Source organism: Streptomyces sp. NPDC030893 (assembly GCF_055571535.1).
Window position 1 is genome coordinate 16,184 of record NZ_JBVIFC010000019.1, and the last position, 16,885, is coordinate 33,068.

Here is a 16,885-nt window from a genome sequence, read left to right on the forward strand (position 1 = left end):
TGCTCAGAACCTCTCCGGGTCGATCAGGGCGAGGACGAGGTATCCCAGCAGGGCGACGGCCACGATCAGGCCGACGACGTTCTCGGCGGTCACAGCTTCGTCACCCCCTTGGCGACGAGAGCCACGAGCGCGAACACCGCGACCGTGACGGCGACGAAGGCCAGATCGGCCATCGCGAGCTCCTAGTGAGGTTCGAAAAGGAATCCGACCAGAAGAGAGAACCGCACGTCCGGCCGCATGTCGGCGGCCCTTGACGGCTTCCGTACGGCGGCCCGGGCGTTCTTAGCGGGTCCCTTACGGTCGTCGTCCCGGGGTGGCGTCGCCCACGGCCCCGGCCCCGCTCCGGGGCCGGGTCCGGGTCCCGCGGCGGGCGGGTGCCGTGGCGGCGAGGAGCAGGGTGGTCGCGCAGGAGGCCACCGCCAGGGCCGTCATGGCGGTGGCGGGCGAGGTGAGCTGGGCGAGGGTGCCCGCCAGGGCCGCGCTGACGCCCTGCAGGGTGAGCATGCCGGAGGAGTGCAGGCCGAGGGCGTGGCCGGAGAGGTCCGGCGGGGTGAGCGACATGAGCCGCTCCTGCTGGACCAGGCTCGCCCCGAACCCGGCGGAGGCCACGGTGACCAGGACGGCCGTCACGGGCAGCGGCGGCTGGAGGACGAGGGGGAGGTAGGGCACGGCGAGGAGCAGGAGCAGCGGGGTGGCCAGGCGCCGGCGGCGGGCCGGCGGGATCAGGCGGCCGACGGCCACGTCGCCGGCCAGCATGCCCGCGGCGGCGCAGGCGAAGAGGACGCCGGCGGCGCCGGGGGCGTGGGAGACGTAGAGGGATTCGCAGCCGACGATCAGACCGTTGGGGATCCACAGGCCGAGGTAGACGTGGCGGCGGGGCGGGGACGACCAGAGCCGGGCGTTGGCGCGCCAGGTGGCCCGTACGGAGGGGCGGCCCGCGGCGCGCGGGGGGCGGCGGGTCAGGCCGAGGCGGGCGGCGAGCGCGGCCGTGCCGAACAGGGCCGCCGCCAGCAGCAGCGACAGGCGCGGGGAGAGGACCGCCAGCAGGACGCCGCCGGTCGCGTAGCCGGTGATCTGCGCGATGCCGTGCATCATGTTGAAGACCGAACGGCCCAGCAGGTAGCCGTCCTTGGGGAGGATCTCGTTCAGCAGGCCCCATCCCACTCCCCCGGACACCGACGCCACCAGGCCCTGGAGGAGGAGCACGGCGAAGACAGCCGTGACGGGGAGGCCGGGGAGGGCGAGCAGGAGTGTGGCCGCCGCGAAGGCCAGGGCGGTGCCGGTCATGGTGGCGCGGGGCGGGAGGCGGTCGGCGGCGGACATGAAGAGCGTCGCGCCGAGGACGTGCGCGAGGGACGGGCCGAACATGCTCAGTGCGGACAGCAGCGGTGAGGCGGTCTGCCGGTGGACGAGCGTGGCCAGGGCCAGGCCGCTCGTCGTACGGGCCAGGGTCTGGGCGGAGGCGGCGAGGAAGAGCGGAGTGAACTCCGGGGTGCGGAAGAGGTCCCTGTAGCTGCGCATGCGCGGAGTCTGCGGAGGGCGCGGGGGCGGTCGTTAGTGTTTCGCGCAGGGGCGAAAGGTCGGAAGGCGGGCGGTCGTGGGCTGGTGGCAGATCAGTGCGGACACGCTCGCCGGGAGCCGGTTCGTGCTCTCGCCGCTCGCCGAGACCTTCGCGGGTCTGCGGCTGCTGCACACGGCGCGGGCCGCGCATCCGGGCGAACGGGCCTGGCTCGCGGCGCATCTGCCCGCCTACCGCGCGCGGCTGGCCGCCGACCCGGTGACCGCGCTGCTGGTGCCGTCCGCGCTCGGCACGGTGTGGATCGCGGACTTCCTGACCGGCACCCCGCGCGGCGGTGAGAGCTTCGCGCAGGAGGTCGGGCGGGTGCGCGCGGTTCCGCCCGCCGCCGCCCGCGCCCAGCTGCGGGTCTCGCTGGGCGGCGGCCCGCTGCCCGCCCCGCTGGACCGCGACGACCTGGCGGACCGGGCCGCGGACCTCCTCACCCACGTGTGGGAGGACGCCGTACGCCCGTACTGGGCGCGGCGCCGGCGGATCCTGGAGGCCGATGTGGTGGCCAGGACGGCGCAGGTGGGACGGAGCGGCTGGGCGACGGTGCTGGACGCGCTGCGGCCGGGGACCCGCTGGCTGGGCGGCAACCGGCTCCAGGTCAACGCGCACGAGCTGCCCCCGCGGGAGATCTCCGGGGCGGAGCTGCTGTTCGTGCCGGTGACTCCGCAGCGGGTGGGCTGGGTATCGTCGGAGGGGACGCGGCGGTACGCGCTGGTGTACCCGTGCGCGGGCGCGCTGGCCGGTGACCGTGACCGGGAGCCCGTACCGGCGGGCCTGGGCACGCTGCTCGGGGGTGCGCGGGCCCGGGTGCTGATGCTGCTGGGCTCCCCGATGAGCACCAGCCAGCTCGTCGCCGTGACCGGGCAGGGGCTGGGCTCGGTCGGCCGGCATCTGCGGGTGCTGCGGGAGGCGGGGCTGGTGGAGCGGGCGGGCCGTGCGGGCCGGTCGGTGCTGTACGTGCGGACGGCGGCGGGAGATGTCCTCACGGAGGCCGGGCGGGGGGAAAGTCACCGGCCGGGGCTAGGGTCGGCTCATGACGACTGAAGCGAAACCCCTCGATGTCGAGATCGGCGCCCTGAACGGTGGGCCGGCGGCCCTCGCCCAGTACGCGGGCCGGGCCGTGCTCGTCGTGAACGTGGCCTCCAAGTGCGGGCTGACCCCGCAGTACGCGGGCCTCGAGCGGCTGCACGAGCAGTACGAGGAGCGCGGCTTCACCGTGCTCGGCGTGCCCTGCAACCAGTTCCTCGGCCAGGAGCCGGGCAGCGCGGAGGAGATCGCCGAGTTCTGTTCGGCGACGTACGGGGTGACCTTCCCGATGACGGAGAAGGTGGAGGTCAACGGGGAGGGGCGGCACGCGCTGTACGAGCGGCTGGTCGGCGTGGCCGACGCCGAGGGGCACAGCGGGGACATCCGCTGGAACTTCGAGAAGTTCCTGATCGGGCGGGACGGCGAGGTCGTCGCCCGTTTCTCGCCGCAGACCGAGCCGGATTCGGCGGAGCTGGTGGCGGCCGTGGAGAAGGCGATCGGCTGACCGTTGACCTTGCCCCTGGGTCAAGGGGGAGCGTCCTGACCGCCGGGCGGAAGGCCCGCCCGGCGGCGGAGGATGTCGGCGTGGACGAGGAACTGATCGGCATCGGGGCGTTCGCGGCGCGGGCGCGGCTGTCGGCGAAGGCCCTGCGGTTGTACGACCGGCTGGGGCTGCTGGCGCCGGCGCGGGTCGACGAGACCACCGGGTACCGGTTCTACCGGGCCGGTCAGATCGAACGGGCCCGGCTGGTGGCGCTGTTGCGGCGGCTGGACATGCCGCTGGCCCGGATCGCGGAGGTCGTCGACGCGGACGGCGGTGCGACGGGGGCCGAACGGCTCGCCGCGTACTGGTCGGACGTCGAGGCGCTCCACGCCGAGCGGCGGACGCTCGCCGAGTACCTCCGTGGACGGTTGTCGGGGAGGAGCTCCGAGATGTACGGGAAGTTCACGGTCGAGACGGTCGAGGTGCCGGAGCAGGTACTGATCACCGAGTCGCGGCACCTCCTCGGGGAGGAGTTGTCGTCGTGGATCGGGGCGTCGCTGGGCCGGCTGGAGGAAGCGGCCCGCGAGTGCGGGGGCATGACCGGGGCGCCGTTCGTGGTGTACCACTCCGAGGTGTCGGCGGAGAGCGACGGTCCCGCGGAGGCGTGCGTCCCGGTCGCCGACGAGGCGGCGGCGCGTGCCTGGGCCGAGGCGCGGGGCCGGGCCCGCGGGACGGCGGTGCGGGTGGAGCCGGCGCTGCGGCTGGCCTGCGCCCGGATCACCAAGGCGCAGGTGGCGTACCCGCAGATCCTGGCCGCGTTCGAGGCGGTGGAGGAGTGGATCAAGGGGCAGGGGCTGACGCCGGCGGGCCCGTGCCGTGAGGTGTACTTCGCGGACTGGGGGGCCGCGGGGCCACAGGACCCGGTGTGTGACGTCGCCTTCCCGGTGGCGCTCCGGTAGCAGCTGCCCGGTAGCCGTTTCCGGCGGCGCTCCGGTGGTCGGTGCTCGGTGCCCGGTGGTCGGTGGCCGCCCGCCCGGCGGTTCCGGCGCCGGCTGGGCCCGGGGGCACCGGCCGAGCCCTCTCGGCTAGGACGGCGGACTGGTCGAGAGGGCTCTTCGGTGGTGCTGGTGACGGGCGCCGGTCCGGTCCGCGGGCCCGGCCGGCAGCCGGTGCGGTCAGCTCCTGACCGTGGCCACGAAGGCGCTCCACGCGTCCGCGGGGAAGGCCAGCTTGGGACCCTCGGGGACCTTCGTGTCCCCGAGTTCCAGCACTGCCTCGGTGGTCGACCTGACCATCACGCACGCGCCGTTGTTGTTGGTGTAGGAGGACGTCGTCCACGTTTCCGTGGCGCCCAGACGAATTGCCATGTTCGCTCCGTAGCCAGATGCTGAGTTGCTGTCACCGACCTGCGCATTCCGGCATGGACCCGCAGAACGGATTGCGCCAACCCTCACTGCCGGTTGGCGTGATCGACGCTACTCGCCAACATCTGCCGCCGGAGCGGTCGTTCACTCGTCCGGGTGACATTCTCCGCACGGCACTTCCCTCCGCGGCGCGGGCGGCGTAGCCTTCCGCCGCGACACCTGGCGGTGGATCAGCGCGCGTAGTCCTTCGCGAGGCGTTCCACCAGCTGACGGGACTGTTCCACGTTCAGCGACTGCGCCCGCAGGTGTTCGTACATCACCGTGTACTTCTGCACGTCGTGCGGCTTCTCCAGGTACAGGTCACTGGTGACGCCCTCGATGTACACCACGCTCGAATCCGCCGCGTCGGCGAACTCCAGGATGGAGTACTGGCCGTTGATCCCGGCGTGCGCGCCGACCTCGAACGGCAGCACCTGCACGGTGATGTGCGGCAGCTGGCTCAACTCCATGACGTGCTCCAGCTGTTCCCGCATCACCTGGCGGCTGCCCACGATCCGGTGCAGGGACGCCTCGTCGAGCACCACCCACAGCCGCAGCGGGTCGCCCTCGGCGGTGATCCGGCCCTGCCGGCGCAGCCGCACCTCGACCCGCCGGTCGTTCTCCTGCTCGGTCGACTCCGGCGAGCCGCCCTGGACGATCGCCTCGGCGTACGCGCGGGTTTGCAACAGGCCGGTGATGATCTGCGGTTCGTAGACGCGCAGCGACTCCGCGTCGGTCTCCAGACCGATGTAGACGCTGTACGGGATGTCGCCGAAGGCGTGCCACCAGCCCTGCTGGCGGGAGTCCTTGGCCATCTGCATCAGCGACTCGACGATCCGGCTGTCCTCGACCTCGTACACCCCGCACAGGTCGCGCACGTCGCGCTGGCTGATGCTGCGCCGGCCGTTCTCCAGGCGGCTGATCTTCGACTGCGAGACCAGCAGCCGCTCGGCCACCTCCTCGGCCGTCATGCCCTTGAGCTCACGGAGCCTGCGCAGCTCCTGGCCCAGCCGGCGCCGCCTGACGGTGGGATTGACATTGGACGCCACGGGACGTGCACCTCCGGCTGCGTGCCTCATACTTGCCACTTTGCGTGTCTGCTGATGAGCAGACTGCCACCAAGGTGCTCACCACCGCTGGAAAATGGTGGATATACGACGGGTACACGCCACTTCACGGTCCGGTGACGGGTGCGGACACCGGCCGGGGCACGCCGAGCGGGGCGGAGAGCTCCCGTGCGCTCTCTCCGCCCCGCTCGGACAGCGGCTCCCGTGACCGGGTCTGCGGTGCCGCGGATCCGTGAACGCCGTGCCGTTCGGCCCCGGGGGGACGTACGGCTCAGTGGGCCGCGGCGCGTGCCATGGATCCCCGGCGTGGTTGCGCCGGAACGCCTCGGGCGGGTTCCGGTGCGCCCCGGCCGCCGGCGGCGGCCTGCCGGCCCGCCGGCGCGGAGCTGCGGCGCGGCTGGGCCGCGGCGCCGTTCTGGACGTCCATCACCGCGTGCGCGACGAGTCCGCCCATCGGGTCGTGCCGGATCAGGTCCCGCAGCCGGGAACGCGAGGAGCGTCCCTCGTTCCCCGGATACAGGTGCTTGCCGAGACCCACCGCGTGCGCCAGTGCGGCGAGCGCCGCGGTCCGCGGGTCCGGCGGGACGCCGGTGCGGATCGCGGAGTCCAGCCGGGCCCTGATCTCCCGGCTGATCTCGGTGTCCGTCGCCTGGTAGCGAGTCGTCGGCAACACCCCGCACATCTGACCGGCCACGGCATGCACCATGCCGCACCGCTCCAGATGCGAGAGGTAGGTCTGGCGCAGCCCGAGACGCGGCCCGCCGATCCAGTGGACCGCCCGTACCGGAGCGCCGCGCCTTCGCAGCAACTCCAACGCGCAGTCCAGTGTTGGGTCTCCAGTCGGCCGTGGCACCACCACGGCGATACGATCCCCGTCTGGGGCTATCCGTCCGGCCAGCGCCAGCTCCACTAGCTGTGCTCCGGCCAGACCGAGGTCGAGCGACTGCGGCTGCGCAGTGGTACCCGTGGCCGGGTCCAGTGCCAGCAGCAGAAGCTCCTCCGGAAGTGTTCTGCGGCTCCTGCCCATCCATGCCTCCCCGCGTGGATGTCTGACAGGGTGACCCCTCTCACATTGGTCTGTCGAGGGTGCGTGACCGGTTCGTAGTGGAACCGGTAGGTATGTCGTTCTCGTCTACCGCGTGGGGTAAGCCCGCACACAGGACACTGGTACATGGTTCGGACAGCGCCGCGGAGGGCTGTCGCGGGCGGGCGGTACACGGTTCGGATGGCGCACGCGGGGCGTGCGGCGCATGGAGGAGGCATCGGTGGCGGGCGAGTCCCCCGACAGGTCGAAGCAGCGCGAGTCGTCGGCAGAACCGACGTCGGGGAGCGCGGGTCCGGTTCCCGGGAAGCGGGATCCCCGTTTGGCGGTGGCACGCGACACCACGCCCCCGGAACCCCGCGGCACGACGGCCGACACGGCCACGAGGGTGCTGTCGGTACCCCCCGCGCAGTCTCCTGCGGAGGGCGAGGGGGGCGGTGCTCCTGCGGAGGGCGGGGGCAGGACTCCGGCGGAGGGCCAGGGCGGCGGTGCCCCTGCGGGGGGCGAGGGCGAGTCTCCGGCGGAGGGCCAGGGCGGCGGTGCCCCTGCGGGGGGTGAGGGGCAGACTCCGGCGGAGGGCGAGAGCAGCGGTACTCCCGCGGAGGGTGAGAGCAACTCCCCGGCGGAGGGCAAGAGCGCCGGTGCCCCTGCGGACGGTGAGAGCAAGACCCCGGCGGAGCGCCAGGGCGGCGCGGCCCCTGCGGAGGGCGAGAGCACGACTCCGGCCGAGGGCGAAAGCGGCAGTGCTCCTGCGGAGGGCGAGAGCAACTCCCCGGCGGAGGGGGACGGTCGGTTGCGTGAGGCGGTCGCCGCGTGGGTGCGCTCGGCGGAGCCGAGCGAGGACCTGAGCGGCGACGCCGGACGGGAGTCCGGTGAGGGCGAGCCCGACGCGGACACGGAGGCGTCCGGCGGCACCTCCGACGACGCCGGTACGGCTCCGGCGACGGACGGCGCCTCCGAGGGCTCCGGTGCGGACGGCGCCGCGAAGGGTGCCGCCGCCGACGTGACTGGCAACGGTGACTCCGAGGACACCGGCGCGGACGGTGCTTCCGACGGCACCGGTACCGTTCCGGCCGCGCGTAGCGCCTCCGACGACGGTGAAGTGCAGGCTCCGGCCGCCGACGCGTCCCGCAAGGAGGACGCCGCGACCGACGACGCGGACGCGGCGGCCCCCACGGCGCAGTCCCCCGAACCCGGCGACGACTCCGGCCCGGATGCCGCCGAGACCGCCGACGAGGACGCGAACCGCAAGGACGCCACCCCCGCAGCCGACGACGACAACGCCCCCGAGGCCACGTCACCCACCCCCGGGCGCACGAACACCGACCCAGCGGACGACGACACCCCCAAGGCCGCCTCGCCCGAACCCGGCGACGACTCCGGCCCGGATGCCGCCGAAACCGCCGCCCCCGCAGCCGACCGCAAGGACACTGGCGCCGCAGCGGACGACGACAACGCCCTCGAGGCCGCCTCGCCCGAACCCGGCGACGACGCCGGCGCGGATGCCGCCGAAACCGCCGCCCCCGCAGCCGACCGCAAGGACGCCGGCGCCGCAGCGGACGGCGGCAAGGCCCCCGAGGGCACGTCACCCGCCCCCGGCCGGACGGAGACCGGCGCCGTGGGCGAGGGCGAGGACGGCGGCGACGCCCCCGGTGCGGCCGGCCGTTCCGGCAAGGGGCCCGTCGATCAGCCCACCGCTGTCTTCCGGGCCCCGCAGCCCTCCGTCGATCAGCCCACCACCATGCTCAAGCTGGGTGACGCGGACGCCGAGGGCAAGCCCGAGGCGGACGCCGAGCGGACCAGCAAGTTCGTCGCGCTGAAGGAGTTCGACGACCCGGCGGTCCGCAAGCCCCCGCGGACCACAGACGCCGCCGCGTCCGCCGCCGCGTCCTCCACCCTGCCGCCCGCCGAGGCCACCACCTCGCTGCCGCAGGTCGGGCCGGAGCGGACGACGCAGCAGCCGCTGCCGCCCAAGCCGCCGCTGGACCTGCTGGCGGAGCTGACCAACACCCCGCCGCCCCCGCAGACCCCGCTGCGGACGGCCGTGCGGCGGGTCAAGATCTGGACGCCGCTGGTCGTCCTGCTGGTGATCGTCTTCGCGGTCGTACAGAACATTCGTCCGCTTCCCGAGCCCACGCTCGAACTCACCGCCGAGGACGGCTACACCTTCGAGGGCGGCAAGCCGGAGATCCCGTGGCCGGCGGACGGGCAGGCCGCGCTGGACGTGCAGGGCATCGGCACGTTCGGCTCCTCCGGTGAGCAGAAGCCGGTACCGATCGCCAGTGTCGCCAAGGTCATGACCGCGTATGTGATCCTGCGCGACCACCCGCTCAAGAGCGGTGAAGAGGGTCCGATGCTCAAGATCGACAAGCTGGCGGAGGAGCAGTCCGACGCCGGTCAGGAGTCGACCGTCGACGTCACCGAGGGCGACGAGATCTCCCAGCGGGAGGCGGTCGAGTCCGTCCTGATCGCCTCCGCGAACAACGTGGCGCGGCTGCTGGCCCGCTGGGACGCGGGGTCCGAGAAGGCGTTCGTCGAGAAGATGAACGACGCCGCGAAGGACCTCGGCATGACCAACACGACGTACACCGACCCCTCGGGTCTGAACGACACCACCGTGAGCACGGCCGTGGACCAGGTGAAGCTGGCCAAGGAGGCGATGAAGCAGCCCGCGTTCCGCGAGGTCGCCGCGATGATGTCGTACGACGACTACAAGGGCGTCAACCACTCCAACTGGAACCAGCTGGTCGGCCGGAACAACGTCGTCGGCATCAAGACCGGCACCACCACCTCCGCGCTCGGCAACCTCGTGTTCGCCGCGAAGAAGGACGTCGACGGTGAGACGCGGACCGTCGTCGGCGCCGTGGTCCGCCAGCCCGCGGGCGGCAAGGACAACACCATCCTGTCCGCCGCCCTCACCGCGGGCGACGACCTGATCCGGGCCGCGCAGGGCGCGCTGGAGTCGGCGACCATCCTGAAGAAGGGCACCGTCGTCGGCTACGTGGACGACGGTCTGGGCGGCCGTACGCCCGTCGCCGTCACCGAGGACGTCAAGGCCGTCGGCTGGGCCGGCCTGTCGGTGAAGCTGACGTTCGCCGCGGACGAGCTGCCGCGGACGGCGAAGGCGGGCACGAAGGTGGGCACGCTCACCGTGGGTGACGGTACGAGCAGTGCCGTCAAGGTCCCGGTCGCCCTCCAGGAGGACCTGGTGGAGCCGGGCTTCACGGACAAGCTGACCCGTATCTCCTGAGGCGGAACCGGCGCAGCAACACCCGCACCCCGCGGGCCCACGCCCACCCGGGCGACGGCCTGCGGGGTGCGTGCTAGCGTCACGAAACGGGCAGGATCGGGCAGGGAAAACGGGACACGGGGAGTACTTTCAGGTGGCCACAGCGGAGCCGACACGCGCCGACGACGCCGATCCCGGTGCGGGATCCGCGGGTCCGCGAATACCCGTGTCCGGGACACGGCGGCCTACCCGGGAGCCCGAGCACCCGCCCGGCGACGACGGCGACGACGGCAACGGCAACGGCGGCAGCGCTCCCGGCGCCCTCATGACCGCCGTCCTCGCCGTGCGCGCCCGCATGCTGCGGCACCCCGCACTGTCCGTCACCGCGCTCGCCGGTCTGCTGCACATCGTCTGGTTCTTCACGTTCGCCAACAGCGGCGGCGACCTCGCCGCGCAGGACGCGTGGGCCGAGTTCGTGGGCCGGCACCCGGACTCGGCGTACAACCTCGCCTGGTACGGCGGGATGCACCCGGTGTCGTACAGCATGGTGTCGCCGTACCTGATGTCCCTCCTCGGCGTGCGGACGACGATGATGATCGCGGGGACGGTGTCGGCGGGGCTGCTGACCCTGGTGCTGATGCGCAGCCGGGTGGTGCGCAACCCTCTGTGGGCGGCGCTGGCCGGGGTGTTCGCCCTGCTGTGCAACGCCGCCTCGGGGCGGGTGACGTTCGGGCTCGGCATGATGTTCGCGCTCGGCGCGGTCGCCGTCGTCTTCTGCTGGCCCCACCGCTGGCGTTACAAACGCTGGGCGAAGGCCCTGTGCGCGGCCCCGCTGGCGGCGCTGGCGACCATGGCCTCGCCGGTCGCGGGCCTGTTCGTGGGCCTGGTGGCGGTGGCGCTGTTCCTGCAGAAGCGCCGGCCGGGGGCGTGGGCGCTGGGCCTGGCGCCGAGTGCGGTGGTGGCGGTGTCGGCCTGGCTGTTCCCGTTCTCGGGGACGCAGCCGATGGGCATCGGTTCGGTGGTCCTGCCGCTGCTGTACTCGGTGCTGGTGTACGTCCTGGTGCCCGCGGAGTGGAAGACCGTGCGGATCACGGCCGCGGTGTACGGGCTGGGGATCGTGCTGGTGTGGCTGATCAGTTCGCAGATCGGCTCCAACATGACGCGCCTCGCGATGCTGTTCGGCGGTGTGGTGCTGGTGGCGGCGCTGCCGTTCGCGGTGCCGAAGTCCCTCAAGTGGTACGCGATCGTGGTCGCCTTCGTCGGCTTCACCGGCTGGATCGGCTTCAAGTCGGTCGACGACGTGGTGCACACCACGCCGCGCGCCTCCTGGGCGCGCGAGCTGGCGCCGCTGGTGAACGAGTTGCAGGAGGTCGGCGCCGAGCGGGGCCGCGTGGAGGTCGTCCCGGCCCGCTCGCACCGCGAGGCGTCCGCCCTCGCCCCGTACGTCAACCTGGCCCGCGGCTGGAACCGGCAGGCCGACATGGAGCGCAACCCGCTCTTCTACGACGACACCCTCAACTCGGCGAACTACCGGGAGTGGCTGAAGCGCTGGGGCGTGCACTTCGTGGTGCTGCCCAAGGACGAGCCGGACGGCGACGGCGGCCAGCGGGAGCGGGAGCTGGTGCAGCGCGGGCTGCCGTATCTGAAGCAGATCTGGGGCGACGCGAACTGGCAGCTGTTCGCGGTGGACGAGCCGACCCCGCTGGCGGAGCCGAACACGGTGGTGGAGCGGGCCGAGCAGGGTGAGTGGACGCTGCGGGTGGAGAAGGCGGGCCGGATCCTGATCCGCATCCCGTACTCGCCGTGGCTGGGCCTCGTCGACGCCGAGGGCAGGGCGCTGGAGCCGCCGCGGGAGACGGAGGAGTCCGAGAACCGCCCGGAGGACGAGCCGAGGACGTACGAGAACGTCCACGGCTGCCTGCTGGAGACGGAGGAGGACGCCGACGGCGACCGCTGGACGACCCTGCTGGCCCCGGAGCCGGGGATCTACCGCCTGGCGGCCCCGTACAAGTGGGGAGAACGCGGCACCCCCTGCCCCGACGAGCTCCGCTGATCCGGCCCGGGGGGTGTGCGGCTACTCGGTGTCACGGAGCGCGTGCGTGCCCGGCAGGTGGTTGACCAGCAGGACCACGCCGCTGAGGACGAACACCCGCAGCGCCGCGTCCAGGCCGTTCCAGTCCTGCGACTGCCACATCGCGAACCACTCGCCGCCGATCGCCATGAAGCCGGCGCCGAACAGGAGCATGACCATCAGCAGGCCGTAGGTGGAGAAGCGGCGGGCGCGCGGGTGGTCGTGGCGGGCCCAGAGCCAGGTGCCGTACAGCAGCACCAGCGCGGCGGCCGTCTCCCAGACGATGATCAGGACGTACGCGGCGTCCTGCAGGCCCTCGCCGGTGATCGCGCGCCACATCAGGTCGTCGTCCTTGAACGTGGTGTCCATGGCCAGGACATGCCGTACGAACTCGCGGTTCGTCCCGAAGTCCGTGATGTTGCCGAAGGCCACCAGCGCCATGTAGAGGGCGACGGTCGCGGTGAGGAGGGTGGCGGTGAGGGGCAGCGCGCGGCGCGCGGTGGTGGTGGACATGGCGGTTCAATTCCCTTTGCCGGCACGCGTATTCCGGAACGCGTGGGCCAGAATGAGGGCGGCCGGGACATGGACGGAGGGACGGACGCGTGGCGCAGGCACGGCTGTCGATGCAGGAGATCGTCCAGCAGCGCAGGCGCGCCGCCTTCGTGGGCCGTGCGGCCGAACGCGGGCTGTTCCGGGCGAACCTGGCCTCGTCCGCCATCGGAAGCCGCCACTTCCTGTTCCATGTGCACGGCCCCGCGGGCGTCGGGAAGTCCATGCTGCTCGCGGAGTTCGAGCACATCGCCCGGGAGTCCGGGGCGCTGACCGCGTACGTCGACGAGGCCGCGGCCGACATCCCGGAGACACTGGAGGTGCTCTGCCGCCGGTTCGCCGCGCAGGGCCACCGGGCCAAGGACCTGGAGCGGCTGCTGGCCGCCCACCGGGAGCGGCGTCACCAGGCCGAACTGGCCGCCCTGGCCGCGCTGGAGCCCGGGCCGGACGGCGGCCCCTCCGCGGGCAGCATGGCCGTGGCGCGGGCCGGCCTCGCCGGGCTGGGGCTCGTCCCGGGCGTGGGCGCCTTCGCCGGTGTCCTCGACCCCACGCACCTCGCCCAGGGCGCCGACCGTCTGCGCACCGGGCTCGGCGCGCGCTTCCGCAGTCACGAGGACGTACAGCTGGTGCTCTCCCCGGAGAGCGTCCTCACCCCCGTGCTGGTGGACGAGATCCGCCGGGCCGCCGCCGACGTGCCGTGGATCGTGCTGTTCTTCGACGCCTACGAGCGCACGGGACACTTCCTCGACGCCTGGCTGTGGGACATCATGTCGAGCGACCGTTACGGGTTCCTCCCCGGTTCGACCCTCGTCGTCACCGCCGGCCGGGGCCCGGCCGACAACTCCCGCTGGGGCGCCCTGCCGGGCTTCGTGACCCCGCTGCCGCTGCGGCCGTTCACGGAGGCGGAGGCGCGCGGCCTGCTCGCGGACCGGGGTGTCCGGGCGGAACCGGTCGTCGCCGAGGTGCTCCGGCTGACCGGTGGTCTCCCCGTCCTCGTCTCCCTGCTGGCCGACTCCCGCCCGGCCGGCCCCGAGGACGTACGGGACCCCAGCGCCACCGCCGTGGAACGGTTCCTGGAGGGGGAGCAGGACCCGGTGCGCCGGGCCGCCGCGATCGCGGGCGCGCTGCCCCGCCGGCTGGACGCGGACGTGTTCCGGGTGGCGGCCGACCTCGACCGGGAGCGGGCGGACGAGCTGTACGGGTGGGTGAGCACGCTGCCGTTCACCGATCCGCTCGGGGGCCGGCTCCGCTACCACGACGTCGTACGCGCCCCGATGCTGCGGCTGCAGCGCGGACGCTCCCCGCGCGGCTGGGCGGCGGACCAGCGGCGGCTGGCGGACGCGTTCCGCCGCTGGCGCGAGGAGACGGAGAGCGGGCCGGGGGCCGGGCGGCCGTGGGCCGACGAGGACTGGCGGGAGCTGCGCACGGCGGAGCTCTACCACCGTCTGTGCGCCCGGGACCGGGAGGCGCTGTCCGAGCTGCTGCACGACCTGGTGGAGGCGTGCGACCAGGGCGAGTCCGTGGCGGCGCGCTGGATCGCGGTCCTGGAGGACGCCGGCCGGGACGCCGACGAGGCGGCGGTCGCCGCGTGGGGGCGGCGGCTGTCGCCGGCGCTCGTGTCCGGCGGCCCGCAGGCCGTACTGGAGGAACTGCTCCTCAGCGACGGCCATGCGCCGCCGGCCGGCGGCCCCACCGGTGGGTCGGGCGGTGGGCCCTACGGTGTCGGCCCCGACGTCCCCCCGGAGACACTGGACCGGGCCTTCCCGGAGCCGCAGCCCCAGGCGGCGCAGCCCCAGGCCCGGCCCGCCTACGGGTACCCCGGCCCGGTCCGGCGCCCCGGAGCCCCGTCGCGGACCGGGGAGCAGCCCCGTGAACACGCCGGCTGGGACGTGGAACTCCCCGCCGGCCTGGTGGCGCGGATCCACCGCGACCGTGCGCTCGCCCACGCCGCCCGGGGCGATTACGCGACCGCCGTCAGCACGCTGGACCGGGCGCTCCGCACCGTTCCGGACGACGCCGGGACCCACGCCCTGCGCGGGGAGTACCTGCGCGTCCTCGGACTGCACGAGCACGCGGCGGCGGGCCTGGGGCGTGCCGTGGCGCTCGATCCCGCCGACGCGTTCGCCTGGGCCTCCCTCGGCGCCGTCCGGCTCGCCCTCGGCGACCCGGCCGCCGCGCTCACCGCGCTGGACCGCGCACTGGAGCTGAAGCCCGACTACCCGTGGGCCCTCATCCGCCGCGGCCGGGTCCGGCGCGTGCTGGGCGACACCGGGCGCCGGCTCGCCGACCTGGACCGGGCCGTCGCCGTGCAGCCCGACTCCCGGTGGGCCCACTGCGAGCGCGGGGACGCGCTGCGGGACGCCGGGCGTGACGAGGAGGCCCTCGCCGCCTACGGCCACGCCCTCGCCCTCGACCCCGCCTACGCGTCGGCGTACGCGAGCCGGGGCGTCTCCCGCTTCCGCCTCGGCCGTACGGAGGAGGCTTTGGCCGACCTGGACCGCGCCCTGGAGATCGACCCGTCCTACGCGTGGGCGCGCGCGCAGCGGGACGCGGTGGTACGCCACCGTGACGGCTGATACCGACCGCTTCCGATCAATCGGGTCACATTCCGCATACCGATCCGCCCCCTGAACCGACCGTCCGGGTTCGATTACAGTGCTCGCGTCGTACGTACGGACGGTCCCCCGGGAGGTCTTGGTGACCGGTACTGCCGGGCCCGTGTGGGGGCGCCGTGAGCAGCAGGACTTCCGCAGCCGGGTGCGCGGGACGCTGCTCGGGGTGGCCGTCGGGGACGCGCTGGGCGCGCCGGTCGACGGCCTGACGGTCGACGCGATCCGCCGGGCGCACGGCGCGGAGGGCGTCGCCGACCTCGCCCCCGCCTACGGGCGGCGCGGTGCCGTCACCCACCACACCCAGCTCACCCTGTTCACCGTGGACGGGCTGATCCGCGCCCAGGTGCGGCGGGACACCGGCGCCTGGCATCCGCCGACCGATCTGCACCGGGCGTACCGGCGGTGGGCCACCACGCAGCGGGACTGGGGCCCGGACGAGCGGCGCAAGGAAGACGGCTGGCTGGCGCGCGAGGAGTGGCTGTACGCCCGCCGGGACCCCGCCCGTACGCTGCTGCTCGGGCTCGGCGACGAGACCATGGGGACGCTCGAGGCGCCCAAGAATCCCGGTGAGCCGGGGCCGGAGGCCGCCGCCCGGTCCGCGCCGTTCGGGCTGCTCGTCGGCTGGGAGCCGCAGCTGGTCGCCCAGCTCGCCGTGGAGTGCGCGGCGCAGACCCACGGCCATCCGGACGCCTGCCTCGCGGCGGGCGGGTACGCGGTGATCGTGCACGCGCTGGCCCGGGGCGAGAGCCTGGACACGGCGGTGCAGCGGGCGCTGGCGCTGCTGGCGGCGCGGCCGGGACACCGGCCGGTGTCCGAGGCGCTCCAGCAGGCGCTGGGGGCGGTACGGCAGGGGATGCCGACCCCGGAGCGGGTCACGGAGCTGATCGGCGACGCCACCGCCGGGGGGCTGCTCGCCGCCGCCGTGTACTGCGCGCTGGTGGGCGAGGACGTACGGCACGGGCTGTGCCTCGCCGTGAACCACGACGGGCCCAGCGCCGCGGCCGGTGCGCTGACCGGGGGGCTGCTCGGGGCGCTGCACGGGGAGACGGCGCTGCCGCCGGGGTGGCTGGCGGAGCTGGAGGGCCGGCCCACGGTGCTGGAGCTGGCCGACGACTTCGCCATGGAGATGACGCAGGGGCCGGCGCTGCACGGGCCCGGGGGGTCCTCCGCGGCGTGGCTGGCGCGGTATCCGCGGGGGGCCTGAGCCCGCGGGGCGGGCGGCAGGGCCGTTACCGGACGACCCGTACCGTCGTGCCGGCCGTGCCGAAGGTCCACAGGGCCTTGCCGTCGTCCTTGGTGACGCGGATGCCGCCGGTCTTCGCGTCCGGGGCGGCGGGCGGGGGCGAGGAGCCGTCGACCGCGTTGGAGAAGGCCACGGAGACGCCGGACTTCGCGCCGAAGTACATGATGTGCTCCACCGGGACGCCGTCGCTGCCCGTGGTGGCCTCGGTGCGGGAGCCGATCCGGTACGTGCCGGGGTCCGGGGAGACCGTGCCCGGCCAGACCGTGAAGGTCCGGCGGGCCGCGTCGCTGGCGTCGACCAGCCAGACGCGCTTCTGGTCGAGGGAGTACACGATCCGGCGGCCGGTGCCCGAGTCGGCCGGGACCGCCGCCGGTTTCTCCTCCTCCGGCTCGGCGGACGGTTTCGCGTCCGGTTTCGCGTCCACCGTCGCCGACGCGCTGGGCCGGGAGGTGGCGGCGGTGGGCTTCGTCCCCTGGTCCGCCTGGACGGCCAGGACCGCCACCACGGCTATCGCCCCCGTGGTCAGCCCGGTCACCCAGGCCCACGAAGGAAGACGGGCAGACACCGGTACGTATCTCCTCAGCTACGGGTC

The 16,885-nt window shown here is 73.9% G+C and carries 14 protein-coding genes; 7 read left to right on the plus strand and 7 right to left on the minus strand.

Translation table 11 applies throughout. From position 1 onward, the window contains the following. Positions 1-3: 3 nt before the first annotated feature. Positions 4-93, minus strand: a complete 90-nt coding sequence (gene kdpF, locus ACZ434_RS28155; protein ID WP_468460665.1) for a K(+)-transporting ATPase subunit F — start codon at positions 91-93, stop codon at positions 4-6. A gap of 201 nt (positions 94-294) precedes the next feature. Beyond that, positions 295-1,521, minus strand: coding sequence for an MFS transporter (locus tag ACZ434_RS28160; protein WP_468460667.1), 1,227 nt, complete (start codon positions 1,519-1,521; stop codon positions 295-297). A gap of 76 nt (positions 1,522-1,597) precedes the next feature. Here ACZ434_RS28160 and ACZ434_RS28165 point away from each other — a divergent pair, with 76 nt between their 5' ends. The 3 genes from ACZ434_RS28165 to ACZ434_RS28175 all read left to right on the plus strand — a co-directional run bounded on the left by ACZ434_RS28165 (position 1,598) and on the right by ACZ434_RS28175 (position 4,036). Then, entirely contained in the window at positions 1,598-2,611 is a 1,014-nt protein-coding gene (locus ACZ434_RS28165) for an ArsR/SmtB family transcription factor (RefSeq protein WP_468460669.1), read from the plus strand. After that, positions 2,601-3,098 (plus strand): glutathione peroxidase, encoded by a 498-nt coding sequence (locus tag ACZ434_RS28170; protein WP_468460671.1) that lies wholly within the window; start codon positions 2,601-2,603, stop codon positions 3,096-3,098. Before ACZ434_RS28165 ends, ACZ434_RS28170 begins: the two co-directional genes overlap by 11 nt. Positions 3,099-3,178: 80 nt before the next feature. Then, positions 3,179-4,036: a MerR family transcriptional regulator gene (locus tag ACZ434_RS28175; RefSeq protein ID WP_468460673.1), complete on the plus strand. Its 858-nt coding sequence runs from the start codon at positions 3,179-3,181 to the stop codon at positions 4,034-4,036. Between the two features lie 216 nt (positions 4,037-4,252). Here ACZ434_RS28175 and ACZ434_RS28180 read toward each other — a convergent pair whose 3' ends face one another. From ACZ434_RS28180 to ACZ434_RS28190, 3 genes are all read right to left on the minus strand, one after another. Then, positions 4,253-4,444, minus strand: a complete 192-nt coding sequence (locus ACZ434_RS28180) for a DUF397 domain-containing protein (RefSeq protein ID WP_468460675.1) — start codon at positions 4,442-4,444, stop codon at positions 4,253-4,255. A 227-nt stretch (positions 4,445-4,671) separates the two neighbouring features. Next, positions 4,672-5,529: a helix-turn-helix domain-containing protein gene (locus ACZ434_RS28185; RefSeq protein WP_468460677.1), complete on the minus strand. Its 858-nt coding sequence runs from the start codon at positions 5,527-5,529 to the stop codon at positions 4,672-4,674. Between the two features lie 289 nt (positions 5,530-5,818). Continuing rightward, positions 5,819-6,574: a GOLPH3/VPS74 family protein gene (locus ACZ434_RS28190; protein WP_468460679.1), complete on the minus strand. Its 756-nt coding sequence runs from the start codon at positions 6,572-6,574 to the stop codon at positions 5,819-5,821. A gap of 808 nt (positions 6,575-7,382) precedes the next feature. On the opposite strand from ACZ434_RS28190, the gene ACZ434_RS28195 reads away from it, so the two are divergent. Then, positions 7,383-9,839: a D-alanyl-D-alanine carboxypeptidase gene (locus ACZ434_RS28195; protein ID WP_468460681.1), complete on the plus strand. Its 2,457-nt coding sequence runs from the start codon at positions 7,383-7,385 to the stop codon at positions 9,837-9,839. Positions 9,840-9,972: 133 nt separating this feature from the next. After that, positions 9,973-11,871, plus strand: a complete 1,899-nt coding sequence (locus ACZ434_RS28200; protein WP_468460683.1) for an MFS transporter — start codon at positions 9,973-9,975, stop codon at positions 11,869-11,871. 21 nt (positions 11,872-11,892) lie between these two features. On the opposite strand, the gene ACZ434_RS28205 is transcribed toward ACZ434_RS28200, so the two are convergent. After that, complete coding sequence (locus ACZ434_RS28205; protein WP_468460685.1) at positions 11,893-12,402, minus strand: DUF2165 domain-containing protein; 510 nt, start codon at positions 12,400-12,402, stop codon at positions 11,893-11,895. 110 nt (positions 12,403-12,512) lie between these two features. On the opposite strand from ACZ434_RS28205, the gene ACZ434_RS28210 reads away from it, so the two are divergent. Both ACZ434_RS28210 and ACZ434_RS28215 read left to right on the plus strand, forming a co-directional pair. Continuing rightward, entirely contained in the window at positions 12,513-15,014 is a 2,502-nt protein-coding gene (locus tag ACZ434_RS28210) for a tetratricopeptide repeat protein (protein WP_468460830.1), read from the plus strand. A gap of 121 nt (positions 15,015-15,135) precedes the next feature. Beyond that, positions 15,136-16,254 (plus strand): ADP-ribosylglycohydrolase family protein, encoded by a 1,119-nt coding sequence (locus ACZ434_RS28215; protein ID WP_468460687.1) that lies wholly within the window; start codon positions 15,136-15,138, stop codon positions 16,252-16,254. A gap of 25 nt (positions 16,255-16,279) precedes the next feature. Here ACZ434_RS28215 and ACZ434_RS28220 read toward each other — a convergent pair whose 3' ends face one another. After that, complete coding sequence (locus tag ACZ434_RS28220) at positions 16,280-16,858, minus strand: hypothetical protein (RefSeq protein WP_468460689.1); 579 nt, start codon at positions 16,856-16,858, stop codon at positions 16,280-16,282. Between the last annotated feature and the right edge of the window lie 27 nt (positions 16,859-16,885).

Coding starts and splice junctions, on each gene's coding strand:
- ACZ434_RS28160 (WP_468460667.1), bottom strand. CDS start 1,521: ATGCGCAGCTACAGGGACCTCTTCCGCACCCCGGAGTTCACTCCGCTC.
- ACZ434_RS28170 (WP_468460671.1), top strand. CDS start 2,601: ATGACGACTGAAGCGAAACCCCTCGATGTCGAGATCGGCGCCCTGAAC.
- ACZ434_RS28180 (WP_468460675.1), bottom strand. CDS start 4,444: ATGGCAATTCGTCTGGGCGCCACGGAAACGTGGACGACGTCCTCCTAC.
- ACZ434_RS28190 (WP_468460679.1), bottom strand. CDS start 6,574: ATGGGCAGGAGCCGCAGAACACTTCCGGAGGAGCTTCTGCTGCTGGCA.
- ACZ434_RS28205 (WP_468460685.1), bottom strand. CDS start 12,402: ATGTCCACCACCACCGCGCGCCGCGCGCTGCCCCTCACCGCCACCCTC.
- ACZ434_RS28210 (WP_468460830.1), top strand. CDS start 12,513: ATGCAGGAGATCGTCCAGCAGCGCAGGCGCGCCGCCTTCGTGGGCCGT.